Genomic DNA, 24,987 nt, shown 5'->3' on the forward strand with positions numbered 1-24,987 from the left:
TCATTGATAATCATTTTCAATTATAAAACATTCAGATTCTATGATCTAGCGTTATTTTCAAAAAAAAGCTTTTAATATCCCTAGAGTGAAAAAAAGATTACATGGCAGCAGTTACTGCAAATAATCGCCCGTAATAAGCGGCACGCCCCCGATGAGCCGGGTCTGTCCGGTCTCCTGATCCTGCCGGGTCGCCAGCTGCAAGTTCACCTTGTACATGCCGCTCTGCGCCACACTGTTCAGTTGCTCCGTCCAGTAAGTCTCACTCAAGGTATGCTTGTCCGAATAGCTCTCCAGCCGCTGGGCTTCCGCCTTGTCTACCAGCTTCTTGGCTGCATCTGCCGATAGCGCAATCCCCCGGAAGGTAACGCTTGGGGAAGAAGAAACGCCAGCCCCCTTGAGCGCATCTTCAATTTTGCTGTAGGATTTCTCTATTTGGCCTTGAGGTGTCCCTTCAGTATTGTCGAGGAGCAGCACCAGCAGTCCCTGGTCACCGCCCTTGCCGTCTGTCTGCGTCCGGTACCACAAGGTTACACGTTCAGAATCTCCTGTATCCGGGCTCTGCCAAACCTTCTCTCCCGCCCCGTTCTCCTTGAGCGTATCCGGACCGTCAGCGAGGCCAAGCCCCTCCGCCACCTGATCGGCCTGCTCTCTTGCAGCCGCTCCCTTCGCATCCCAGCGAAAGGACCAGGCAGCCGAAGCCGATCCTCCCGACAGCAGCGGATCAGCCCACTGCCAGAGCATCAAGGCGTCATGCTGGAGCGGCGAGCTTGTACCGATTGCGGTATCCATCGTTTTTTTGCCGCCCTCCGTACCGACCAGCCACGCTCCCAGAGCGAGTACAGCAAGCAGCGCCAGAAGAATCCCCTTTCCCCTGTCCTTCCGCTGCCTGCCGGAATTGCCGCGCATCATTTCATGTACCATACTGACCCCTTCCTCCTTAACCGGTTCATCCATTGAAAAGCAATTTACCAGATGAACATTGTATCCGTTTTGATTACATGTGTTGTCCAGCAGCTATTGTCCTGCCTGCATTTTGCATTCCCTGCAAGACAAGTTGCAGCCGCCTAAAATCTTGTACTGTAAAATGGGTATCCATCTATACGCATGTGCCCTGCCCTGCATAGACTGCTCATAGAATTCACTGGAGGTGCTTAACGAATGGAACCCGTCTTTCCATTAAATGAAGAACGTATTCAACCGCTTAGCGGACATGTCGTTTGTGCCGTTAACAAACAGGGGCAGCGTTATCTCGGTATTTTGCATTCGTGCCGCAACGGACGGCTCGTCCTGAATGGTCCGGAAGGAGGCCGGCATGTTTACCACCATCCTCACAGCAGCGCAGGCGCAGCGGGAAAGAGCAGCGGCAAGAAAGGACGCAAGCAACAGAAAAAGCAGATTCAAGCCACCTCACTGGAGCCACAAGGCGTTGCAGAGCCTTCCGTACCTAACGGATACCAACCGCGCTTTGGCCCGCCGACAGGACTTGATCTGGAAGAGGTCGCTTTCCTCTTCTTGCTCCTTTAATACCCTTTGGAGAACTTACAGATAAACGCTTTTATATCGCATGAGCAGTTTATTTTCCTGTCTGTCCGTGCCGGCATCCATCAGTAAACAGAAGAGGCCCCAGCTGAATCTTCCAAGCTAGAGCCTCTTTGTTGTCTGTATGCACGTTTATTACATAGTTTTATTTTACTGGTTTGACAGGGTGAATTCAAATTTATGGGAATAAGTATTGTGGTATAATTTACAGCAGGACAAATTCGCACAAGAAGGTGTTTACAATGGACTTTATATTTCTAATAGCTGTGGCAGGTTGCGCCGCACTTATTTTGCTGATTATTGCCCACTTCATGTACCAGCGTTCCCCGGATAAGCCGGTGCTGCTTTTTCTCCCCTCGGGAGTTGCTCTGCTGCTTTGCGCTGTAACGTTCATTATCAGCATGAACACAGGCGGTTTCCGCGGTCTTGGATACGGGATTCTCAGCGCGGCTGCAGGGGCCGGCAGCATAATCGGCGTCATCGGAATTGCACTGCTTGCCTACATCGGCAATCAAAAGCGGCGCAAGGATGCTCCTTGATTTCCCGTTCCCTACTGCCGCTATTAAAAAACACCCCGATATCGATATCAGGGTGTTTTTTGTATCCAAGACTCTCATAAGACACATTATGATTTCAAATTCTTCTGATGTAAATCCGGTACCGCGATCATTCCTTTCTTCATCGCTCCCCGGAAGTACAAAGGCTTCATATTCTGCTTAAAATCCAGATCCCACAGCATCCATCCCAGGTCCCGGTCGGGCTGCTCCTTATAATAAGACACCGGGGCAACATCCTGGTCCTCAAGCAGGGTATAAAAGGCCGGGAACTCTCTGCTCCCGAGATACGGATGGTAAAAGCACTGACGCTTGCGGGCACGCCGCAGAAAAATATTATAGTGCTTCTCCGGATGATCCTGCTCTCCCGCACGCTCCGTCATGTCAAAATGCGCATGAATGACATACTTCACATCCCGCAGCAGCAGGCTCTCCTGATCACTCTGCTCCTCCGTGAGCACCGGAGACAATAGAGGACGCTTGGCGCTCATCGGCTCTCTAATGCCGGATACCGCTACCGCCTGATCCATCTCTATTCGTGAAACTCTCTCCAGCCGGATTTCATTGATAACATCAATCCGATCCACAATCCAACGGATCGCCGGCTTCCAATGAATCGATTCCAATACTCCCCTCGCAGCAGAAGGAGTCATTACATCATAGCTTACCCGTTGATCCTTATAATCCGGACGGGCAAAGCAAGCATAGCTTCCCCAAACCAGAAGCCGGATTCCGTACCCCATTATTTCTCCTCCCCTAAATATAAAGCCGTAAAGCGTTAATGGTACCTTACCTCCCCCTTCCAGTTTTGGAATATACTCTTTTAGTATACTCGGTATAGGTCTATATGTGTAGTATGATTTTACTAGACTAAATCGTTTTGCAATGTCATTTGTCGCATATGTCTGTAAGCGCCTCCACTCTGCCTGTATGCCCCTTCTCTGCCGTTCCTCCCCCATTCCAGCCCGGTATCTCTGTACAAAACTTCCAAAGTCTCACATAATGGTAGTTAATTATTCCAGTGCTACACGACAAAGGAGATTATCATGCAAGCCCATATATTGCTCGTAGAAGATGATACGGAAATCAGCGAGATGGTCCGGCGCTATCTGGTCAAGGAAGGCTTCACGATTACCGCCGCCTATGACGGAGCTGAGGCCGCCGCCCTGTTTGCCTCCGGTTGTTACGACCTGATTCTGCTGGATATGATGCTTCCTAAGCTGAATGGAATGGAGTTTCTCAAGCAGGTGCGCGAGACGAGCGTTATCCCGGTACTTATTTTATCGGCGAAGGACGGTGAAGCAGACAAGGCGCTTGGCCTTGGCTTCGGAGCGGATGACTATATTGCCAAGCCCTTCTCCATGATCGAACTGACAGCCAGAATCAGGGCTGCGCTCCGCCGTGCCACCAGCTATTCCCGTCCGGAGCCTCCTGCTGCTCCATCTGACATCATCCGGGTTCATGAGCTGGAGATGAAACTCTCCAATTTCACGGTGACCCGCCGGGGAGAGGCTATTAAGCTGACCGCCAAAGAGTTTCATATTCTGAAGCTGTTCGTCACAAGCCCTGGCCGGGTATATACAAAAGCGCAAATCTATCAGTCAGTATGGAGCGATGCTTATTACGGGGACGAGAACGTCATTAATGTACATATGCGGCGGCTCCGGGAGAAGATCGAGGATGATCCATCCGTTCCCCGCTATATCCTTACACTATGGGGCATCGGCTACAAGCTGGGCGAATTCCAGTCATGACAGCTTTGCTAATAACGGTTGTCATCGTCCTGCTTTCCTTTAATGGGTATCAATATATGTCGTCGCGTAAATTGCGGTCCGATATCCGCTATATCTCGGACAAGCTGGAACAGATCACCGGAGACAGCCATCGCGGAGAGAAGCTGCTGATGATGACGGACGAGCCGATTCTGCGTGAGCTGCTCCGTGCTGTGAATCACCTGCTTGAAGCCAATCAGGAAGCAACAGCGGGATATGCCAAGACGGAGATGTCGATGAAACGGATGCTCTCTAATATCTCCCATGACTTAAAAACTCCGCTGACCGTCGTCGTCGGCTATATTGAGACACTGCATCATACGCCGGACATGCCGCCGGAAGAACGCCGCTACATGCTGGACAAGGTGAACCGCAAGGCACTGGAGGTGCTGTCACTTATCAACAAATTCTTCGATCTGGCCGTTCTGGAGTCCGCAGACAAGAATCTTCCCTTATCACGTATTGCGTTGAATGAGTTGTGCAGGCAGAGCATTCTGGAGTTCTATGAGACATTAAGCGCACAACAATTCGAGGTGAGGATCGATATCCCGGATACACCCCTTTATGCCTTTGCCAATGAGGAAGCTCTGAAGCGGATTTTGAACAATCTGCTCTCCAATGCCATCCGTTACGGACGGGACGGACGAATGCTGGGACTGGCTCTTCGGGCCGACAAAGATTCGGTATATATCGATGTGACAGACAAAGGCAAAGGTATTGCCGAGAAGGATCAGAATCAGGTGTTTGAGCGCATGTATACGCTGGAAGATTCACGGAATAAATCCTATCAGGGCAGCGGCCTCGGCCTTACAATTACGAAGCGGCTGGCCGATAAGCTGCAAGGGAGCATTCAACTGCGCAGCAGACCGTTCGAAGAGACCGTTTTTACGGTCAAGCTTCACCGAATGATTGAAGGGAAAAGAGCAGAGTAAGAATTTCTTAAGAATTGAGTAATAGAAAAGAAAATCCCCTCCGCTATGATGGACGTATAATCAAAATCGAAAGGGGCTGCGGAGATGCACTTATTGCAGACATCCAGACTGACCAAATCTGTTCGTGGCAGGGAGATTGTTTCCGGCATCAATATGCAAGTCAAAACAGGAGAAATTTACGGGATTCTGGGACCAAACGGGGCCGGCAAAACGACGCTGATGCGCATGTTCACCACACTCGTCAAACCGACAAGCGGGGAAATTGAAATTTTCGGACAGAACCTCGCCTCAGCGCCCTATGACATACTGAAACGGATGAGCAGTATCATTGAGTTTCCGGTTTTCTATGACAAGCTGACCGCAATCGATAATCTGGAGCTTCACTGTGAATATATGGGCTTCTATAATAAGAAAGCCATTCATGAATCGCTTGAGCTCGTTCAGCTTGCAGATGTGGATACAAAACCGGTGAGGGAATTTTCATTGGGTATGAAGCAGCGGCTCGGTATCGCACGGGCCATTACGACACGGCCGGAGCTGCTCATTCTGGATGAGCCGATCAACGGGCTCGATCCTGTAGGCATTCGCGAGATGCGTAATTTATTTTACCGGTTGAGCAAGGAGTACGGCATGACGCTCATCATCTCCAGCCACATTCTGGGCGAAATGGAGCAAATCGCTGATACAATCTGTGTAGTGGATAAAGGGAAACAGATTCGGGAAGTTGCCATGGATGAAATTCGCGGCATGGATACCGAATATATCGAAATTCAGACATCCGACCGGCTCAAGGCAGTCTTTGTACTGGAGCATCACCTGAAGCTGCCGAATTTCAAGCTCTATGGAGAGTCAATGATCCGCATTTATGACCTTGAAATACCGCAATCCGAGCTGTCCAGGCAACTCATTATGCATGATGTGCCGATTGAATCCATTAACCGGAAAAAACAGTCGCTTGAGGAATACTTTATGCAGTTGATCGGGGGTAGCGGCCTCCATGCTTAATCTGATCAGACTGGAATTCAGAAAATACAGGCTGGCCCGCATGCTCGTCAGATCGCTCATCGTCACGCTTGTTCTTACTGCGCTGTTCGCATTTTTTTATTTTGACCATTTCCTGTTCGAAAACGGAATTGAAGGTGATGGTACGACTCTCTTTAATACATATACAGAAGCATTTTCTATTATTGGAACCCTTGTCAATATTGCCTATATTGTCTTAGGTGCTACACTCATATCCCGGCTCATCATTAGCGAATTCCGGAACAAGACCATCTATTTGATGTTTACCTATCCGGTCAGCCGCCGGAAAATTATCGCCGCCAAGCTTATTATTGTTGCCGCATGGATATTCATCGGGTCTATGGTGAGCGGTGGTCTGATCGGGGGGCTAATGCTGATTTCGGAGATGTACGTTAAGGTCATACCGGAGCCGCTGTCTGCTGCAATTATCATTCGAGGTTTCTCGATGCTTATTGCAGGATCCGTCTGTTCAGCCGGCATCGGCATGATCCCGCTCTATTTCGGCATGCGCAAGCACTCTGCGACCGCCACCATTCTGTCCGCAGTTATTGTAGCCTGCCTGCTGAACCAGAATACGCATGGTTTCAGTTTGAACCAGTTCATTGTCATTCCTCTGCTGACTGCGATTGCAGGAATAATCGTAGTGATCATTACCATTCGCAATATTAATACGGTGGACATTAACTAGGACATCATCTTTCTCCCGTCCCCTTGATTAGCAAATAAACGTCCCCGAAACGTCCCCAACATCGAATAAGCTTCAAGAAAGGAGTACGGGTATGTTCCTGAAAAAACAGACGGTTGTACGCAACGGAAAGATTTATCATTATTACCGGGTCGTCGCGGCCTACACGGATGAACACGGCCGGAGAAAGCACCGGCTGGTCAAGCATATCGGGGTACTGACGGTCGAGGAAGCGGAGCGGATGAGACTGGAGCTGCGGGAACAATCAAATGAAAAGGAGCACTTTCCCGGGTGCTCCTTTTCTGATTCGGTATGGTGCACAATTTGATTGCATACGCTGGCCGCTGTACCATATAGGCGAACAATTTCGGATGAATTATTCCAATACAAGCGCAGAATCGCCGCTAATGTATGTCCCGTTATTTTTCCCCTCGCAAATTTCTCTCATCGTTCCCGGCTTGTCAAAATTGAATACATGCATCGGCAAATGATAGTCTCTGGCAAGAATGAAGGCCGACTGGTCCATGACCTTCAAATTATGCTGGATCACATCATTGTAATGGAGGGACTTGTATTTACGGGCTGTCTTGTCATACTTCGGGTCTGCACTCAGAACACCGTCTACCCCCTGTTTGGCAACAAGCAGGGCATCGCAGCCAACCTCAATTGCTCTCTGCACCGAAGGGTAGTCTGTTGTGACATAGGGCTGCCCGTTCCCGCCTGCGAAGATGACAATGTAGCCCTTTTCCAGGTGGTGAACAGCTCTTAGGCGGATATACGGCTCGGCGACAGAGGCAATAGGCAGAGCTGTCATGACACGCACTTCTTTGTCCGTTTTCGCTTTGAGAACACCACGCAGCATCAGGCTGTTGACGACTGTAGCCAGCGTCCCGATATTGTCCGCCTCAGCCCGCTCGATGCCCCAATGCTCCGCCATATTCCCGCGGAAGATATTGCCGCCGCCTATCACAAGGGATACTTCTACACCAAGACTGACCACGGACATAATTTCATTGGCGATATGATCCAGACTCTCCGGCTCGAAGCCAAATTCCGTTTGACCGGCTACTGCACCGCCGCTTAGTTTAATGAGCACCCTCTTGTACCTGTTCATTTCCATGCACCTCCGAGTGAAGCGTAAACGGCTGCCGCAGCTTTGAACCTGTGATCATTCATGCAGCAGTGTTTCGCACAAAAAAAGACAATATCCGACAGGCAACGTCCTACATTTCGTCTGTAAAATAAAAAAACACTAAAGCAATAAATGCTTTAGTGTTTGAACGGAATGGAAATATGAAAGATCAACACAGCCGGATCATTGCAGTCCCACGGTTTTCTCCTCATACTCCCACCCCGCTTCATTCATTTTTTTCATCAATTTATTTTATCCTTAGCCCGGGTAAAAATCAACTGTCATAATTGCCTCCCGCAATCGATACAAATAGATCATAGCAGCCCGGATCAGGGCTGAAGGGGTGCATGAAGCTTGTCCAGGACCGGATTTGCTGCTCCGGTGCTCCTGACAATGCCGTTACATGTTGAATCCCAGTACTATTTCGTTAAAAAGGAGATTATGAATCTATGACAGAAACCAACCAGCCGGAATGGATCCAATATTACATTCTAAATCGTGACCTGAATCTGTCCCCCGGCACAACTGCTGTTCAGGTCGCTCATGCTGCAACTACATTGGCGCTGCATTATTTGCTGAACGGCAAGGAGCAAGAAGCATTTCGTTCCTGGCTCGAAACCGGTCAGCGCAAAACCGTCTTGACAGGCTCCGAGCAGCAGGTGCTCCAGCTTGCCGAGCGCGGCTACCTGTCTGTCCGCGACGGACAGCTAAGCCGGGGAGAAGAAGCGCCATTGACAATCGTTGCCTTGCCGCCTATGAACCGGGATGATGCCGCTCCTCTGCTCGAAGGCCTGAGAGAGCTGTAGAATTATTTCAACTTCACACGCTGCAGACGAAGCGCATTGAGCACGACCGATACGGAGCTGAGCGCCATCGCCGCTCCTGCCAGCCACGGGGCCAGAAAGCCTGCGGCTGCTACAGGAATGCCGATAACATTATAAGCAAGCGCCCAGAACAGGTTTTGCTTAATATTCACCATCGTCCGCTTGCTCAAGAATAGCGCATCGGGAATCTTGTTCAAGTCCCCTTGTATCAGGGCAACATCCGCCGCTTCCATGGCGACATCCGTTCCGGTGCCAATGGCAATTCCCAGGTCCGCAGTCGCCAGTGCAGGGGCATCATTAATACCGTCACCAACCATCGCAACCTTGTGGCCTTCCTGCTGCAGGCGCTTGACCTCATCCGCTTTGCCGGCAGGAAGCACCTCTGCGACAACGTGTTCGATGCCCACCTCGGCTGCGATTGCCTTGGCGGTGCGCTCATTGTCGCCTGTCAGCATGATGACCTTCAGGCCAAGCCCGCGCAGCTTGCGCACAGCTTCCTTGGAGGTCGGCTTGACGGTGTCCGCCACGGCAATTATTCCCGCGTACTCGCCATCCACTGCCGCCAGCATGGCGGTCTTGCCTGCCCCTTCGAGCCGGACCATCTCCTGCTCGACCTGCTGTACCTTTACCCCATGCTTCTCCATCAGCCTGCGCGTTCCGACCAGTACCTCGCTGCCGTCTACAGTCGCCCGTACACCATAGCCGGGGATCGCTTCAAAGTCAGACGGCTCTGAGAGTGTAATTCCTTTGGCACGTACTCCTGCCACAATCGCTTCAGCAAGCGGATGCTCTGAACCAAGTTCAGCAGCTCCGACAACCGCCAGGAATCTGCTCTCTTCCATTTGTGCAGATTTGTAATCGGTAAGCTCAGGCTTGCCGTTTGTGACAGTTCCTGTTTTATCCAGCAGAACGGCTGTGATTTTGTGTGCGCCCTCCAGATGCTCGCCGCCTTTAAATAAAATTCCGGTCTCTGCCGCCCGTCCCGAGCCTGCCATAATCGAGGTTGGCGTAGCCAAGCCAAGCGCACACGGACAAGCGATGACGAGCACGGCAATGCTTTTTTCCAGCGCACCTGCAAAATTCCCCTTCTCAATGAAGAAATACCACAGCAGAAAGACGACAACGGCGATGCCCACAACAATCGGAACAAAAATGCCGGAGATCACATCAGCGATCCGTTGAATCGGAGCCTTGGAGCCTTGAGCCTCCTCGACGACTTTGATGATTTGGGCCAGTGCCGTATCCTTGCCTACTTTGGTCGCCTGAATGGTCAGCGATCCGTTCTTGTTCAAGGTTGCCCCGATTACGCTATCGCCCTGACGCTTGGATACCGGCAGACTTTCCCCCGTCAGCATCGATTCATCTACAGCGGAACTGCCTTCAAGCACCTCGCCGTCTACCGGTATTTTCTCGCCGGGTCTTACTTTCAGCCGGTCTCCCGCGACAACCTCTTCAATCGGAATAAGCTGCTCCTGCCCGTCACGAATAACCAGTGCTGACTTCGCCTGCAAGCTCATAAGCGAGCGGATCGCTTCGGAAGAGCGGCCTTTGGCGAGCATTTCAAACAGCTTGCCGAGCAATATGAGCGTAATGAGAACTGCACTCGTCTCATAATACAGCTCAACATTGTGGTGACCGTGACCGATGCTGTTGATGGACAGGTATAAACTGTAAAAGAATGCCGCCGAGGTTCCGAGTGCGACGAGCACATCCATATTCGCGCTGCCATTGCGCAGTGCCTTATACGCACCGATGTAGAAGATCCGTCCGATAATGAACTGCACCGGGGCAGCCAGGGCAAATTGCACCCACGGGTTCATGAATATATCCGGAAGCCAGATCCACGAAGTAAAGGAGAAATGGCTGACCATCGCCCATAACAACGGGAAGGACAAGATTGCCGATACAATCACCCGGCGCTTCTGACGCTTGATTTCTTCTTGCTTATGATCTCCCGCTTCGGCCTGATCCGCTTTTAGCGACGCCTTATAGCCAATCTGCTCCACCTTGCGGATGATATCCGCAACACTGGCTTCACTGCTGTCATATTCGACATGGGCAGTCTCCAGTGCCAGATTGACGGAAGCCGTCTGAATGCCCGGAAGGCGGTTGAGACCTTTCTCAATCCGGGTCGCACAAGCTGCGCACGTCATACCTCCGATCTGCAGATCTACCTTATCCTGCACCGTTCCATAACCCAGAGCTTCTATTTTATCCTCGAGCTTCTTGCGGTCCAAGGCATTCGCATCGTAGACAACCGAAGCTTGCTCTGTAGCCAGATTGACGACTGCGCTGCGCACACCTTCCATCCGGGACAAGCCCTTCTCTATCCTTCCGGCACAGGCCGCACAGGTCATCCCTGTAATTCTGAGCTGCTGTTGCCGTTCCGTGCTTTGCGGCTGACTATTCGCTTTTTCCATTACGCTCACCTCTCTTTATTTCAATATACGATACCCCCCTTATGTATGTCAAGGAGATAAAAAATAATATTTAATCTCGGCATCATACCCCTATGTAGTATAGTATAACACAATATACATGAAACAAATCAGCTTTATCCCGGACATATGGCGCTCGTTTCATGATACAATTATGCTCAAGACAATCAGCTTTCATATGAATATGAGCATTAGCATTAGGCTGATTTAGAACGAACGTGAGCTTGGAACATGCATCATGTCTATCAGAGCAAACAGCCGGAAATGAACCTGCCGAATAAGGAGCGAACATACAATGAGTGCCACTGACTTTACAATCAGATATGCGACAGAAGCGGATTTGCCGGAAATCGTCTCCATCTATAATTCCACGATTCCTTCCAGAAATGTAACGGCGGATTTGGAGCCTGTCACCGTGGAGAGCCGGATGGACTGGTTCGCGAACCATACACCGGACAAGCATCCAATCTGGGTCGCTATCAAGGATGAGAAGCTGATTGCCTGGGCAAGCCTCAGCGCCTTCTATGGCCGCCCCGCCTATGCCGGCACTGCTGAATTCAGTATCTATGTCGCTGAAGCCGCCCGCGGGACAGGCATCGGCAAGATGCTGCTGGAGCATGTGATGCAGCAGTGCCCGCAGCTTGGCATCAACAATTTGCTCGGCTTCGTATTTGGTCTTAATGAACCAAGCCTCGCTTTGCTTCGCAAATATGGCTTTACCCAATACGGACATTTGCCGGAGGTTGCCGTGCTTGATGGCATCAAGCGCGACCTCGTTATTTTGGGCAAGCAGCTTTGAACCATTCCGGTTTAATTGCAAACGGGTGCCGGTGCCTTTAACCGCACAGTATCGTTCCCCGCAAACCTGTGGCACCCTGCCTGGTACCCCTGCTCTGTATATTCATACTTAAATGAAAAGACTCCCTCTCACGCTAAAGTGAGAAAGGAGTCTTAAGGCCATGCGTTCCGGCTGGAAGCCAGCATGATACTGCCTTCAACTTACACATACGGACTAAGAATTTCATTAAACCGTGTCAAATAGTCCAGATCAAGCTGGTCAAAGCGTTCAAATGAAGGACTGTCAACGTCCAGCACGCCAACCGTCCTGCCGTCCTTGCTCAACGGGATGACAAGCTCGGAATTGGTCGCTCCGTCACAGGCTATATGCCCGGGGAATTGATGTACATCAGGAACAAGCTGTGCTTCTTCCTTGGCTACTGCCGTGCCGCACACCCCTTTGCCGGAAGGGATGCGGGTACAGGCAGGAAGTCCCTGAAAAGGCCCGAGCACCAGATCCTCGCCTTCCAGCAAATAAAAGCCGACCCAATTGACATCGTCTAAAAACTGATTCAACAAGGCCGCCGCATTCGCCAAATTCGCAATCGGGGCCGGTTCGTCCTCAATCAAATGTTGAAGCTGCTTCAACAGCAGCTCATAATTCTCTTCCCTTGTTCCGGAATAGCTTGCTTTGGAAAACATAGAACCGCTCCTTTGAATCCTTATTCGGATTGGCTGAGCTTGATGGCTGTCTCCAGATCATACAAAATATCGTCAATCGCTTCCGTTCCGACGGACAGCCGGATCAGCCCCGGTGTAACGCCGGATGCAAGCTGCTCTGCCTCTCCAAGCTGCTGATGCGTTGTGCTCGCCGGATGGATAATGAGCGATTTGGAGTCTCCCACATTCGCCAGATGAGAAAATAGCTGTACGCCATGAATCAGCTTCTTGCCTGCTTCCACTCCGCCCTTGATTCCGAAGCTGATAATCGCTCCCTGCCCCTTCGGCAAATACTTCTGGGCAAGTTCATAGGAAGCGTGGCTTTCCAGTCCCGGATAGCTGACCCACTCCACCGCGTCCTGCGACTCCAGGAATCGGGCCACCGCCAGCGCATTCTCACTATGGCGCTCCAGACGAAGATGCAGCGTCTCCAGCCCCTGCAGCAGCAGGAATGAACTAAGCGGCGACAATGATGCGCCCAAATCCCGCAGCAGTTGTACACGGGCTTTGATAATATAAGCAAGCTCTCCAACCGCCTCCGTATACACAAGTCCATGGTAGCTCGGATCAGGTGTCGTCAGACCCGGAAATTTGTCATTTTGCGCCCAGTCGAACTTGCCCCCGTCCACGATAACTCCCGCAATTGTCGTCCCGTGGCCGCCGATGAATTTCGTTGCCGAGTGCACGACGATATCAGCGCCATAATCGATCGGACGCAACAGATACGGGCTCGGGAACGTATTGTCTATAATAAGCGGAATGCCATGTTCATGTGCGATTGCCGCTACAGCTTCAATATCCAGTACGTCTCCGCGCGGATTGCCGATTGATTCGGCAAAAATCGCCCTGGTCTTCGGCGTGATCGCACCGCGGAAATTGTCCGGGCTTGAAGAATCGACAAATTTGACGTTAATGCCCAGCTTCGGCAATGTCGTGGAAAACAGGTTGTAAGTGCCGCCATACAAACTCGCAGAGGAGACAATCTCATCACCTGACGAAGCAATGTTCAATATGGAATACGTAATGGCCGCAGCGCCGGATGCGACAGCGAGCGCTCCTGCGCCGCCCTCTAAAGCCGCAACCCGCTGCTCAAACACAGCCGTCGTCGGATTGCCAACCCGTGTATAAATATTACCCTCTTCCTTCAGGCTGAACAAGTCTGCGGCATGCTCCGTGTCCTTAAAGCCGTAGGATGTTGTCTGGTAAATCGGCACTGCCCGTGCCTGTGTAGTCGGATCAATCTGCTGTCCGGCATGAATCGCCAACGTTTCAGGTAAATATTGTCTCTCTTCTGCCATAGGTAAAAACCTCCCGGTACAATTAAGAATAATTTCCTGTTCTGCTTGCAGCTGTATAAAATCCCGGACAGACAACGCCGCACCGGCATCCGCCGGATCTTTGCCTGTACAGGCCTGACACCAACCCGATTTAACTTCTTTCTGACTGCCTCAAATCCGCTATACGCTCATTGCATATATCCCAAGCTAATTAATCGCCTGGCTTTTGATGAGGAGCCATTCATTAATAGTGCCAGGCAATTTGAAGAATACTGCTGGCATTTAATACTGTATGTTGATGTTATTACAATAATTCCTATAAGTAAAGTTGGTTTAAAGACATTATTTTCACTTTGAACAGCATTTAGACAAGAAATGAACGATAGATAAAGAGAAAATCCGGGAACGACGGCGAGCACTCCCCTTCTCCATAATCCTTTCACTATCCGGCTATCCGGGTTCCGTTTTTATATTCAACCTGTATGGCTCGTTGAGCCCTGACTTCCCCTCTATAAATTGTCTAAAATTGGATTTGGTTTTTTTTCTAGTCTTTGACCTGAAATGAGAGATCACCAGTTGAACAACCTGTCCGGAAGCATGCCGGCCAATTCAATTTTGCCTGAAGACCTTCTCCTTTCCCGATGGTCCACCCTCAAGCCAAAATCAGGCAAATCGAGCCTTGACAAGACAAATCCGGGATGGTAGATTAAGTACCAACCTGAACCACACAAGTGACTGAACCATCAGAACTGTGCCGGCTCTGCATTGCAGCATGCGTTTGTAGAGGCAGCCTGTTCTTCATGAATAGAGCCTCTTCTTGCACTTCCGGGAAGAGGCTCTTCATATTATGGATAAGTCATAAGTTAATTCCGACTAAATAAAGGTGAATAGTTAGAAAAAGAGAAGGCAATGACAGGAATTCATTCTTTAAACCAGGGAGAGGAGCTGCTTCAATTGCAAATGATTACGTACTCCGCACCGTCACCTTCACTGCATACAAACGACAAAACGTGGTTTACACCGGAAGAGAAACTAAACGTGTATATGGATATTTGGCAAAACAAAAAATCAGCCGCCCAATATGCGCAGGAGCTTGGCATATCTGTCGAGCGCATTAACCGTTGGGAACAGCAGGCGGCAACCTTCGTCGGCAAATTACTGCAAGGCCAGGAACAGCTGCGGGACAACCAGGCCCAGTTGCAGCAGCAGCTCACAGGCACACAGGCAGCCCTGGACAAGAAATCCGCCCAACTCGACTGGCTGAAGACGACGCTGGCTGCCAACACCTCCCGCAAAGAGCGCTCCAACTGGGTTGACTATCAATGCCGGGAGCTTCCACTGAATGTGCAGACGGAGCTGCTCAAACTGAACCGTTCCTCGCTCTACTACAAGTCTGCCGCCGTTCAGAAAAGGCAGTAACAGCACCTTCGCTCCCTAATTCCGTCTTAGACACACGACGCCTGATTCAGCATGCCTATTCAAACGGCTCCAGCACATCTTATGCAACGATGTGGCCACCGTGTCCAGCCAGCTCTGGTGCAGACTAAGACATTTTTGCCGCATTGTCTGTCCGGGATTCTTTATCAGCTGCAAGCTATAGCCGCTGCATCCCGATACGCGCTGCGCCGGATCATCTGTCGATATAACTGCGGCTGTGAACAGTAACAGCCTGCCACTGTTCCTGCGAGTACACCCAGCGGCTGGGAGCCGTGCCGGAATAGAACTGCTGAAGCGTATCCTCTCCGGTTATGACCATCTCACAAGGATTGCCCGGTGCAATTCCATACGTCTTCAATCCCATAATAGTTGCCGGAATCGTGGTAATCATGGAGAGGATGCGCTGCATGTCCGCCGCGCCGCCCATATGGGAGGTGTATGAGGTCATCGCAGCAATCTGGGCCAAATCGCCACGGCCATACGGATGGAACGGGTCCTGAATATTATCAGATGCTGCAGCCAGCCCGATTCCGGCATCCAGCAGTTCGCGAATGCGTGTTGTCCCTCTGCGCACCAGCCCTTTATCCCCTCTTCCCTGCAAATACAGGTTGACCGCAGGCAGAGTCACCGCATATATCCCGGCATCAGCCATTTCCTGAATAACCGCCTCTGCATCCGGCTCCGTCATCGCTGACAATGAGCATAAATGATCAACAGTTACCCGGCCCTGCATCCCATACTGCTTGGTCATGCGGGCAATTTCGACGACTGTACGGGCAGCAGGGTCATCACTCTCATCCGCATGCAGATCGACAGGCTTGCCTGTCCGCTCAGCCATTTTATAGATAAAGTCAATTGACGCTTGCGGATCTGGCGCAAGATGGGGTGCTCCGCCAATGAGATCAATGCCCATATCCAGCGCTTCTCTGACCGCATCCTGAATCAAATCCAGTTCACGGTAAGGCGTCATAAGGACATATTCGATTTTCATTTTTCCATGAAGCGCCTCTCTTGCCTCCAACGCAGCCTCGATCGTTCGGAATGCAAGCTCCTTGCCCCCCGCCAAATGGAAATCCAAATGGCTGCGTACTGTAGTCGTTCCGTAGGACAGTGCCATGAGCGCCGCCTTGATCATCCGTGATTTGATCGCTTCCTTGGTGAAGCCTTGCACCGCATGGCTGTAATTATGAATCGCCTCCAAAAGAGTGCCGCTCTTATTGCCAGCAGACTCCAGCGAGAACGCCTTATCCAAATGCATATGAACATCCACTAGTCCCGGCAGCAGCAGTTTGCCCTGTAAATCCAGACAGACCGCTTCGTTAAGCTCCGAGACATTGGTTCCATACGACTCCAAACAAATAAATCCGGGCTGCCCCGGATTTATGCCATTCTGCCTCTCTATCGACTGCCAGACGCCGCCTGCGGCAGTCAGCTCGTAGAGCCCCGCCGTCTGTCCACACTGGCTGCTCTCTCCTTCGACAGACGGTAAAGCCGCGTTAATGATATGCAATCTCTTACCTTCCATTACGCAACCCTCTTCTCTCTATTAAACTACAGGCAAGATCGGATGCCCTGATGCCCCGGGATGCATCCAATCTATACATGCACGGCACTCTTTCAGGGCACGAACGTTCAGGAGCCCAGCTTGCGCAGCACCTCCAGATCCTCCTCATCCAGGCTCACCCTCGGGCCTGACTTGATCAGATCGGAGAAATTCTCATCCGGAACCATGGTGGTCAGTGTATAGAGCTTTTCGCTGCCAGTATTGATAATATCATGATGATTGCCGGGAGGAACAATAATAAATGAACCCTGGCGGATCGGGGTGCTATAATCACCAACCTTGGCTTCGCCCTCACCCTTAAGCACATAAAAATACTCATACGCTTCCTTATGCTCATTGGATGGCGTTCTGCCGCCCACATCAAAGATTTCAATGAAGGAGACGAAAGGAACCTGTCCCCTGTCGCACAGGAGCACGAATTTGTTCGTATCCTTTTCGGAAATTTTATAGACCGGACAATCCTCGAAATGCCCTGCAACCAAGCCTGGAATAACCATCACACATCTGCCTTTCTCTATATGAATTGAGTTTCAATAACATCTCTCTGCCAGTTCAGCATTTGCTGCTCTCCCCCGCCTTGCAGCGGCAGCCCTATCCAGGATGGACGATCCTGACGGCTCGATACCGCAACAGACGCCATATTCATCGCCCCTTCACCGGCAGTGTGGCGAACCCCATTCTCTCCGTTAGGGTGGCGTGTGAACAGCGGGAAGGCGCTCCCGCTCAGTTCCAGACGGAGCGCGCTTCCGGCGGGAAGCTCGGCTGCCAATGGGCGCATGGCAATGACCGCCTTCACCCAGCCATCGTCCGCCCCTCCATCTCCCTGCACAATCTCCGTCCGCCCCACAGACAGGAAGCGGGCGGCTCCACTTTCCTCCACAACAGACAAGACGGCCACCAGATCCGTCGGCCCGGACAGTACCTGAACCCACGCTTCGACACTCGGGACACCGAACAAAGACAGACTGTCCTTGAGCGGTTCACCTGTATAGACGAGAATTTCGAACCTGTCCTGCTGCGCGCTGCGGTCTGCCGGCAGATACCCTTCCGAGCGCATCGGCAATCTCGCATCGTAGACAAATACGTCGGGAGCAGCAGGCAGAATCGCCTCGCCGGATGCCGTCAGAAGTCCGCCGCCAAGCGCACCATTTGCCGGCTCCTGCGACCCGGACAGGAACAGCAGGCGGCCAGGCTTCTCGCCGGACAATGCAGGCAGCCGTTCCGCTGCCTTCCATGAAAGGCTTCCCCGTTCAAAATAACGGACAGGCGGCTCCTCAAACAACTCTATATCGCGGCTGCCCTTGAGCCAGTAGTCGAACCATCGGACCTGTTCCATATGGATGCCGCCCATGGCATCCGCTCCATGATCGACACCGCCCGCCTTCCGCCCCCACGGAATATGCGACCACGGGCCAACAATGAGCCGGTGGAAGCATTCCCGGGTCCGCGGAAGCTCCTGCAAGGCTTCATAGGACTGCAACGTCCCCATCAGGAAGCTGTCGTACCAGCCTCCAATCTGTAGCGCGGGGATTGGTGATGCCAGCAGTTCAGGCAGCCAGTTGCGCTGCGCCCAGTAAGCGTCGTAAGAGGGATGTGCAAGCCAGTCGTAGTATGCCGGAAAATACTGCTCCATGACCGGATGCTTCCGGGCAAGCGGCAGGCTCCACAGCTCATTGTCCGGCTGGCGCATCATGCGGGAGCACAGCATGACCGCCTCATCATCACCTGCCCTGCGTGCCGTATCCCGTGCCAGCTGAAATGCCCAAGGCAGATGATCCCCAAGCGCGAAGGCACCATGCGGATAGAACATGCCGTGATACAAATCCGCCGGGCACATGCTCGGAGCCATTGCCGCAAGAGCAGGAGGACGGAGCGAGGCTGCCGCCCATTGGGTCAGCCCCTGATAGGAAAATCCGTACATGCCGACTTTGCCGCTTGAGCCCGGAAGCCGCGCCGCCCATTTGACCGTGTCGAAGCCGTCCTCAGCCTCATGAACGAACGGATCAAACCAGCCCTCAGACTCCCCCCGTCCTCTGACATCCTGAATAACGACCATGTACCCTTTGTCCGCATACCATACGGGATGAGCGTGGCTGACCGTCGAGGCCAGCGCCCGGCCATATGGCTGGCGCATCAGCAGCACCGGGTGCGGCCCGGGAACAGCAGGCGTATAAATATCTGCGTAGAGAGTAATGCCGTCCCTCATCACACAAGGGACCCTTCGCTCTATGGCGACGTTCCCGAATTTCATTGCTCCGCCTCCTCTGATTCAGCTAGCCTGTTATAGAATGCCTTACGTTCTTCAAGTCCGGCTAACCTGTCGTGGCCTGCTTGAGCTTCTTCTGATTCAACAACTCATACGGGTCCTGACTGCGCTTGATCGCCCAGAGCTTCTCATTTGAATAGGAGCGTCCTCCCTCATCCAAATCCCAAGTATGCGGGTTGCTGACGCTGACCCCCATTTCTTCATACCGCCGGATAATGCCGTTGATTTGCTCATCCGACTTGTATGCAAGCAGCGGCAAGCCCGAAATCAGCAGCTCTCCCCCTTGAGAAGCGAACTCGATATGGTTCATCACCTCAGGATGCTCCTGCTTCATCAGCGCAAGCTGTTCCCCGGCACGGGCATTGTCAAAGCCAAGCTGCAAATAGGTCAGATCCGGATTTTGTTTGCGGGCCCATAGTGTCGTATGATTCCAGCTAAAATCCGATACTCCCACACCTTTATGATAGCGGTCTGCTGCGACTTTCAGCGCTACACTGCCCTGGTGAGCCGTAATTAGCGCCCGCAGTTGTTCCTCGGATTGTTCATCCGCTTCCATCAGCACAACTGCCTGGTCCGGCTCCAGCTTGAGCGGCTCAAAACAGGCAGGGATCGGCCATTCGTGGACGGAAATCAGCCTCTTGTCAATGTCAGCCGCCTCCGCAGCTTCACGCCCGAAGCGGAAAGCATCCGCGAAGCTGTTAAAGGCAACCGCCCATTGCATCCACTCCATGCGGGGAGCGAGGTTAATCCCCACCTCGGCCAAAATTCCGATCGTGCCATAAGTATGCAAATATGGTCGCACCTCGCTGCCGTACAGCTCGATCGTGCGCGGGACCGGCTCAACCGTCTTGATTTTCAAATAGGTCACCAGGCCGTCCCAGATCGTCCCCCAGCGGATCGAGCCGATTCCGCCAAAGCCGCCGCACAGGAAGCCCCCGATGGTTGCCGATTGAAAGGTTGAAGGCATTGTGCGCAGCTCATAACCTGCGCGTCTGGCCGTTGACTCCATCTTGCCCAGGCGCGCCCCCGCCTGTACACGCATTATTCCGTCGCTGGTCTCCAATATTTTGTTGTACTTGGACAAGTTCAGGACCAGGCCGCCGGTGACGGGCACACACTGCCCGTAATTCCCGGTGCCATTCCCCCTTACTGTGACCGGAACCTTCTCCCGCGCTGCAAAGGCCAGCAGCTCATCCAGCTCTTCCTCCGTCGTCGGACTGGCGATGCACTCGCCAAGACTGCCCTGCAAATCCCGTACAAGAATCGGAGAAAAATGATGATAATCCATCGAGTATTTGATCCTCGAGGCCTCATCCCACAGCAGCCCCAGATGCGGCTGATTTTGCAACTTTGTCTTCCAGTTGTCACTCATGCCCACACACTCCCTCGCCATATTGGATAGAAACTGAACAACCTCGCGCTATTGTTTGTTACTTGGGCAAAAACTCTGTTGTGAACGCCCCGGTCACATCCGGCATCGTTTTCAGCATGCCGATCCCGACCATTTGCTTCGCCAGCTCCTCCCAGCGCTCCTTGGACATATAACCCGGGCCGTGCGATGCGGCATCTCCTCCGAATACAAGCGGCATCATCGTTCCCGCAGCATAATCCAGATTTTCAAGCGGAAGATCGGGATTTTCCTTCTGAATCAGCTTGTTGATGTCGCTGTAATGGTTCTCGTAATATTTGAACCCCTTGACTGTCGCCTCCACGTACGCCTTTACAATATCCGGATGATCCTTGAGGTACTGCTCGGTTGTGAACAGAATATTGGCATACGGGGAGTAGCCCGCATCCGCAATCAACAGGGAATCGACCTCAACATTCTGCTTCTTCATCTCAAATGGCTCGCTTGTTATATAGCCTTGAATCGCGGCATTCTTATCCTCCAGGAAGGGGGCCATCGAACCGGTGTAAGCCATCTCCTGGGCTCCGTCCAGCTTGTACGCTTTCTTGAGATATTCCCAGTAAGCCGCGCCGCTTGCCACATACACCTTGCGGTTGTTCAGATCCTTGGGTGAATGAATGCCCGCGCCTTTATGAAACATCAGGATCTGCGGACTCTTCTGAAAGGACGTCGCTACCGCTACGAGCGGAATGCCGTTCTCCCTCGCAAGCAACAGCTCATCTGCCTGCGCCATCCCAAACTGTGCTTTGCCGGAGGCAACAATCTGGGTAGCGGATATTTGCGGCCCTCCCGGCTGAATGGTCATGTCCAGTCCGCCATCCTTGTAAAAGCCTTGGTCAAGTGCCGCATAGAGTCCGCCATGCTCAGCCTGTGCAAACCAGTTGGTTACCTGGGTGATTTTGGTGGTCTTGCCGGCAGCAGAATTGGAGCCGCCGTCTGGTGAAGCGGGGGTATTCACACTCTCCGTCTTGCTTCCGCAAGCGGCCAGCAGCGTCATGGCAGCCAGCAATGTCATCAGTAGATTTTTTTTGTTTATCATGAGCAAAACCACCTTTATGTTATGTTTCATTACAAACAAACAAAAAAGCATGTTCAACCAGCCCAATACAATTGCAAAAATGAAGAATATAAAACTTATTTCATTTTATCTAAATAATTCAAGTAAAAATAAACTATTCGATTGAAAAAATCAATATAAACATTCAATTCGTTCACCTAAGATAAACACATTATATCGATTTGAAAGAATGGCGTCAATAACTAATGTTAATTTACATAACATTAAAACCTGTTTTTCACAAAGATAAGTAAAGAAAAACAACTAATTCTTATATATATATATAACATTAATATGACATTAAACGACTGCTACTATCATTGGTGCACTTTCAGGATCCGTAAGTATTGCTAGTATCGCCACAGCCATATAGACTGCCGGTAGTGACCCAACCTTGTGCATTAGCATTCTATTATAGATAAATCTATTATTTTCCATTGACAGGACCCCTGCCTGTTGCTGTGCCGACCCTGCTTGGCCTATAATTTAAGACAGAAATTCAATCAAGGCGGGGAGTTTATTTCATGAATGAAACATTGCGAGCCTTTTTAGCCTTGACAGATGCGGTCATCATTACAGATGAGCGTCACCACATTGTCGATGTCAATGCAGCCTATGAACGGATTACCTGCTTTGAACGGAAGCAGATTCTCGGTGCCCGTGCCAGTATTGTAAAGACTCAATTCACAAGCTCCTCCACCTATAGCAGCATGCACGCAGCCTTAAACCGCAAGCAGGGCTGGTCCGGCGTATTCATTAATAAGAAAAGCAACGGACAATTATGGCATTCCTCGATCTCCATTACTCCTTATCAGGCAGATGGAACATGGTATTACATCGGTGTATTCCGCGAGCTTGAGCATCTTCCGGAAGGCATCTATGTAGCCGAAGAGCGGCGCAGCAGCATTCAGGGTGTATTGCTCAAGGTACTGGCAATCTCCTGTGAAATCCGGGACCCGGCCATTGAAGAACATCTGACCAGGGTTCAGCAGTTGACCGCACAACTGATCCACGCCCATAATAACCGTCTCTCGCTCGGACTCGACCATGACTATATGCAGAGCATCGTCCATTCCAGCATTATGCATGATATCGGCAAATCAGGGGTACCCGAGGGCATTCTGTATAAGCCCGGACCTCTGACGGTCTATGAACGGCAAATTGTCGAGATGCACCCCCTGATTGGCGTCGATATATTGGAGAAAATCAATTCAGAGCTGAATGACAGCTTCTTCAAGGATGAGATGTCCGTCGCGCGGAATATTATTTTGCATCATCATGAAAAATGGGACGGAACCGGCTACCCGCATCAGCTCAAGGGAGAAGAAATTCCGCTTGAGGCACGGATTGTCAGTGTGGTAGATGTGTTCGATGCCCTGACCTCGCGCAGGCCCTACAAAGAAATCTGGAATCAGGAGCAGGCGCTGGCTTACCTGGTAGAACAGAAGGGCAAAGCCTTTGATCCGGAAATGATTACGTCCTTCCTCTCCATCATCCGGCAAGCTTAACCGCATAAACGAAAAGCCGGCAGGCGTGAATTTGGTTCACGCCTGCCGGCTTTTTACGGCTTAATTATGACTATACATTCGAATACCCGTTCACTTAGAGTCTGAACTGCTTCGCCAGCTGCTCCAGCTCTGCGGACATTTCCTCCAGCCGGTCCGATGATGTCTTCATCTGCTTGACTGCATCAAGCTGTTCCACAGCAGCCGCGGCAATGCCGCTAAAATGATCAGATGTGCGCCGGGACAGACTTTCCATTTCCGAAGCCGAAGCGACTACCTGCTCGGTACCTGCGGATATTTCCTCGGATACGGCCGATATGTCCTGAATTTCTCCGGCTACCTTCTCCACCTCGGACAAAATGTCTCCAAACGCCCCGCCAGCCATACGTACAGCCGACAAGCCATCTTCTATCTGTGCTGTCTCCTCGCGCACGCCGCTGACTGCCCGGGCTGTATCTTCATTCATGGCGAGCATCAGTTCACTGATGCGGTTCGCGGATACTTCAGATTGCACAGCCAGCTTGCGCACCTGATCCGCCACGACCGTAAAGCCCTGACCATGCTCACCCGCCCTTGCTGCTTCAATCGAAGCGTTCAGCGCAAGCAGATTGGTCTGTGCTGACAGATCCCGGATCTCGCCGACAATCTCGCTCACCTCGCGAGTCCGCTCAGCTAATTGCTCCATGTCGCCAGAGGCCGCCTGTGCGGATCGTCCAATCGCCTCCATCTTCCCGACAGCCTCCCGGATCAGTCCATTACCCGTACGGGAGACCTCGGCTGCTCCCTCAGAAGCGCGGGCAACATACGAGAGTGTATCGGCGATCCGCTCCATTCCGCTGCCGACCTCCCCGATTGCGCGCGCTGTCTCGCTGCTGTATTTCGCCTGGGCTTCAGCATTGACTGCCGCTTCCTTCAAATGGCCGCTAATCCGCTCACTGGAAGCATTGGTCATCTCCGCGCTGTGAGCCAGCTCCAGCACAGACTGCCGCAGCTTGCCTGAGCCGCCGCGCATCGCCTCAATCATGGTCCGCAGCACCTGCACCATGGAACGGAACGCTTCCGTGAGGCGGCTGATTTCATCTCTGCCTTTCACCTCAATCGCGGCGGTTAAATCTCCCTGCCCGATTGTATTCATATTGCGGGTAAGTCTGAGTATGGGGGAAACGATCATTTTGGAGAAGAAATAAATCATAATCACCGCCCCTAACAATATCCCCCCGGCTATCATCAGCATATTGCGCCGATTTGTCTGGAGCAGTTCGTAGATGTTCGAGGCGTCAAAATCAGCGCCCAGCACACCAACAAATTCGCCGTTTGGACCTGCGATCGGGACATAGGCGGTAATCGTCGCGCCATACACCTCATCCTTGGTCAATTCCCCGACCCGGGCCTTGCGTTCAGCGAACGCTTCAATCATGTACGGATTGTCTATCATCTCAATCTCGCCCAGCTCCGAGCTGCCATCCTCGGGAGCATCCAGCGGCTGGCCGTCCACGATATAATAATATTCCTTCTTGCTGCCGTTATCCCTTGCTGCCATTGTGTACAGATACTTCAGATTATTGGCCTCTCTCAGCTCATTGAATTTGAGGCGCAGCTCGGTATAGTAGGGTGTCTCACCGGTCTCGGGCGTTATCTCCTGGTATTGCCGAATATCAATCTGCCTGGCGGCATACTGGGCGATACTGTGGGCTTGCTCCCCAATAGACTGGGTAATGAGCCGCACAGATGATGAATAGATGCTGTAACCCAGCAAGCTGCCGGAAACAATGATTAGAACTGAAAAAACAAGCATAATGCGTAAATGTAAGCTTTTCAATAAATTCGACCCCGCTTATTTTTATATATGTATGCCTTTTCATGATTCATACTGCTGCTGAATCCGGTCTATTACCGCCTCATGGCAGCATGCTCATCCGGCGAATGGCCGGTCAAAAATTTAAACAAGTACAAGGAGATGTTACTGGGGGAAAACCTCAACTTTACTTATTATATCAAGTCATGAAAGAGAATGGGGCCAACCTGTTGTTAAATCACAAAAAAAACCGTTCCTTTAGTAAAATGGAAGAGCATCCAA

Annotated in this window: 23 protein-coding genes; 11 read left to right on the forward strand and 12 right to left on the reverse strand. The window is 51.6% G+C overall.

Going from position 1 to position 24,987, the window contains the following annotated elements:
- Positions 1–111 precede the first annotated feature (111 nt).
- Positions 112–921, reverse strand: a complete 810-nt coding sequence (locus H583_RS0101240; protein ID WP_028558882.1) for a YwmB family TATA-box binding protein — start codon at positions 919–921, stop codon at positions 112–114.
- A 237-nt stretch (positions 922–1,158) separates the two neighbouring features.
- Here H583_RS0101240 and H583_RS0101245 point away from each other — a divergent pair, with 237 nt between their 5' ends.
- Together H583_RS0101245 and H583_RS0101250 are read left to right on the forward strand one after the other, a co-directional pair.
- On the forward strand, positions 1,159–1,524 hold the full coding sequence (locus H583_RS0101245) for a hypothetical protein (protein ID WP_028558883.1): 366 nt from the start codon (positions 1,159–1,161) through the stop codon (positions 1,522–1,524).
- Positions 1,525–1,781: 257 nt separating this feature from the next.
- Positions 1,782–2,078, forward strand: a complete 297-nt coding sequence (locus H583_RS0101250) for a YesK family protein (RefSeq protein ID WP_028558884.1) — start codon at positions 1,782–1,784, stop codon at positions 2,076–2,078.
- An 86-nt stretch (positions 2,079–2,164) separates the two neighbouring features.
- Here H583_RS0101250 and cas5c read toward each other — a convergent pair whose 3' ends face one another.
- On the reverse strand, positions 2,165–2,836 hold the full coding sequence (gene cas5c, locus H583_RS0101255; RefSeq protein WP_028558885.1) for a type I-C CRISPR-associated protein Cas5c: 672 nt from the start codon (positions 2,834–2,836) through the stop codon (positions 2,165–2,167).
- 303 nt (positions 2,837–3,139) lie between these two features.
- Here cas5c and H583_RS0101260 point away from each other — a divergent pair, with 303 nt between their 5' ends.
- The 5 genes from H583_RS0101260 (at position 3,140) to H583_RS0101280 (ending at position 6,833) form a co-directional block, all read left to right on the forward strand.
- Positions 3,140–3,847 carry a response regulator transcription factor gene (locus tag H583_RS0101260; protein ID WP_028558886.1) on the forward strand — a complete coding sequence of 236 codons (708 nt, stop codon included), beginning with the start codon at positions 3,140–3,142 and terminating at the stop codon, positions 3,845–3,847.
- A complete protein-coding gene (locus H583_RS0101265; RefSeq protein WP_028558887.1) occupies positions 3,844–4,797 on the forward strand; it encodes a sensor histidine kinase in 954 nt (317 codons plus the stop codon). The genes H583_RS0101260 and H583_RS0101265 overlap by 4 nt, the downstream gene beginning before the upstream one ends.
- An 84-nt stretch (positions 4,798–4,881) precedes the next feature.
- A complete protein-coding gene (locus H583_RS0101270; protein ID WP_028558888.1) occupies positions 4,882–5,802 on the forward strand; it encodes an ATP-binding cassette domain-containing protein in 921 nt (306 codons plus the stop codon).
- On the forward strand, positions 5,795–6,508 hold the full coding sequence (locus tag H583_RS31530) for an ABC transporter permease (protein WP_051235831.1): 714 nt from the start codon (positions 5,795–5,797) through the stop codon (positions 6,506–6,508). Before H583_RS0101270 ends, H583_RS31530 begins: the two co-directional genes overlap by 8 nt.
- Before the next feature lie 91 nt (positions 6,509–6,599).
- Positions 6,600–6,833 (forward strand): hypothetical protein, encoded by a 234-nt coding sequence (locus H583_RS0101280; protein WP_028558889.1) that lies wholly within the window; start codon positions 6,600–6,602, stop codon positions 6,831–6,833.
- A 48-nt stretch (positions 6,834–6,881) separates the two neighbouring features.
- Here the strand turns inward: H583_RS0101280 and pyrH are convergent, their stop codons facing one another.
- Positions 6,882–7,619, reverse strand: a complete 738-nt coding sequence (pyrH, locus tag H583_RS0101285) for a UMP kinase (protein WP_028558890.1) — start codon at positions 7,617–7,619, stop codon at positions 6,882–6,884.
- Positions 7,620–8,086: 467 nt separating this feature from the next.
- Here pyrH and H583_RS0101295 point away from each other — a divergent pair, with 467 nt between their 5' ends.
- Positions 8,087–8,443: an aminoacyl-tRNA hydrolase gene (locus tag H583_RS0101295; protein WP_036708052.1), complete on the forward strand. Its 357-nt coding sequence runs from the start codon at positions 8,087–8,089 to the stop codon at positions 8,441–8,443.
- A gap of 2 nt (positions 8,444–8,445) precedes the next feature.
- On the opposite strand, the gene H583_RS0101300 is transcribed toward H583_RS0101295, so the two are convergent.
- Positions 8,446–10,881 carry a heavy metal translocating P-type ATPase gene (locus H583_RS0101300; RefSeq protein WP_028558892.1) on the reverse strand — a complete coding sequence of 812 codons (2,436 nt, stop codon included), beginning with the start codon at positions 10,879–10,881 and terminating at the stop codon, positions 8,446–8,448.
- A 313-nt stretch (positions 10,882–11,194) separates the two neighbouring features.
- Here H583_RS0101300 and H583_RS0101305 point away from each other — a divergent pair, with 313 nt between their 5' ends.
- On the forward strand, positions 11,195–11,698 hold the full coding sequence (locus H583_RS0101305; RefSeq protein ID WP_028558893.1) for a GNAT family N-acetyltransferase: 504 nt from the start codon (positions 11,195–11,197) through the stop codon (positions 11,696–11,698).
- 200 nt (positions 11,699–11,898) lie between these two features.
- Here the strand turns inward: H583_RS0101305 and H583_RS0101310 are convergent, their stop codons facing one another.
- Together H583_RS0101310 and H583_RS0101315 are read right to left on the reverse strand one after the other, a co-directional pair.
- Positions 11,899–12,378: a GAF domain-containing protein gene (locus H583_RS0101310; RefSeq protein ID WP_028558894.1), complete on the reverse strand. Its 480-nt coding sequence runs from the start codon at positions 12,376–12,378 to the stop codon at positions 11,899–11,901.
- A 20-nt stretch (positions 12,379–12,398) separates the two neighbouring features.
- Positions 12,399–13,694, reverse strand: coding sequence for a homocysteine synthase (locus H583_RS0101315; protein ID WP_028558895.1), 1,296 nt, complete (start codon positions 13,692–13,694; stop codon positions 12,399–12,401).
- An 888-nt stretch (positions 13,695–14,582) separates the two neighbouring features.
- Here H583_RS0101315 and H583_RS0101320 point away from each other — a divergent pair.
- Positions 14,583–15,092 (forward strand): hypothetical protein, encoded by a 510-nt coding sequence (locus H583_RS0101320; protein WP_028558896.1) that lies wholly within the window; start codon positions 14,583–14,585, stop codon positions 15,090–15,092.
- A 211-nt stretch (positions 15,093–15,303) separates the two neighbouring features.
- Here the strand turns inward: H583_RS0101320 and H583_RS31535 are convergent, their stop codons facing one another.
- From H583_RS31535 to H583_RS0101345, 5 genes are all read right to left on the reverse strand, one after another.
- Complete coding sequence (locus H583_RS31535; protein ID WP_081666925.1) at positions 15,304–16,635, reverse strand: amidohydrolase family protein; 1,332 nt, start codon at positions 16,633–16,635, stop codon at positions 15,304–15,306.
- Positions 16,636–16,742: 107 nt separating this feature from the next.
- Entirely contained in the window at positions 16,743–17,171 is a 429-nt protein-coding gene (locus H583_RS0101330; RefSeq protein ID WP_036708057.1) for a cupin domain-containing protein, read from the reverse strand.
- Between the two features lie 17 nt (positions 17,172–17,188).
- Positions 17,189–18,925: a CocE/NonD family hydrolase gene (locus H583_RS31540; protein WP_081666926.1), complete on the reverse strand. Its 1,737-nt coding sequence runs from the start codon at positions 18,923–18,925 to the stop codon at positions 17,189–17,191.
- Positions 18,926–18,986: 61 nt separating this feature from the next.
- The gene (locus H583_RS0101340) at positions 18,987–20,312 is read right to left on the reverse strand and encodes an FAD-binding oxidoreductase (protein ID WP_028558898.1); all 1,326 of its coding nucleotides are present in this window, start codon (positions 20,310–20,312) and stop codon (positions 18,987–18,989) included.
- 58 nt (positions 20,313–20,370) lie between these two features.
- Positions 20,371–21,387 (reverse strand): ABC transporter substrate-binding protein, encoded by a 1,017-nt coding sequence (locus tag H583_RS0101345; RefSeq protein WP_081666927.1) that lies wholly within the window; start codon positions 21,385–21,387, stop codon positions 20,371–20,373.
- Positions 21,388–21,929: 542 nt separating this feature from the next.
- Here H583_RS0101345 and H583_RS0101355 point away from each other — a divergent pair.
- Positions 21,930–22,913, forward strand: a complete 984-nt coding sequence (locus H583_RS0101355; RefSeq protein ID WP_028558900.1) for an HD domain-containing phosphohydrolase — start codon at positions 21,930–21,932, stop codon at positions 22,911–22,913.
- Positions 22,914–23,007: 94 nt separating this feature from the next.
- On the opposite strand, the gene H583_RS0101360 is transcribed toward H583_RS0101355, so the two are convergent.
- The gene (locus H583_RS0101360; protein WP_028558901.1) at positions 23,008–24,729 is read right to left on the reverse strand and encodes a methyl-accepting chemotaxis protein; all 1,722 of its coding nucleotides are present in this window, start codon (positions 24,727–24,729) and stop codon (positions 23,008–23,010) included.
- Positions 24,730–24,987: the final 258 nt, after the last annotated feature.

Origin of the sequence: Paenibacillus pinihumi DSM 23905 = JCM 16419, from assembly GCF_000422505.1 — a bacterium.
Classification (GTDB): domain Bacteria; phylum Bacillota; class Bacilli; order Paenibacillales; family Paenibacillaceae; genus Paenibacillus_D; species Paenibacillus_D pinihumi.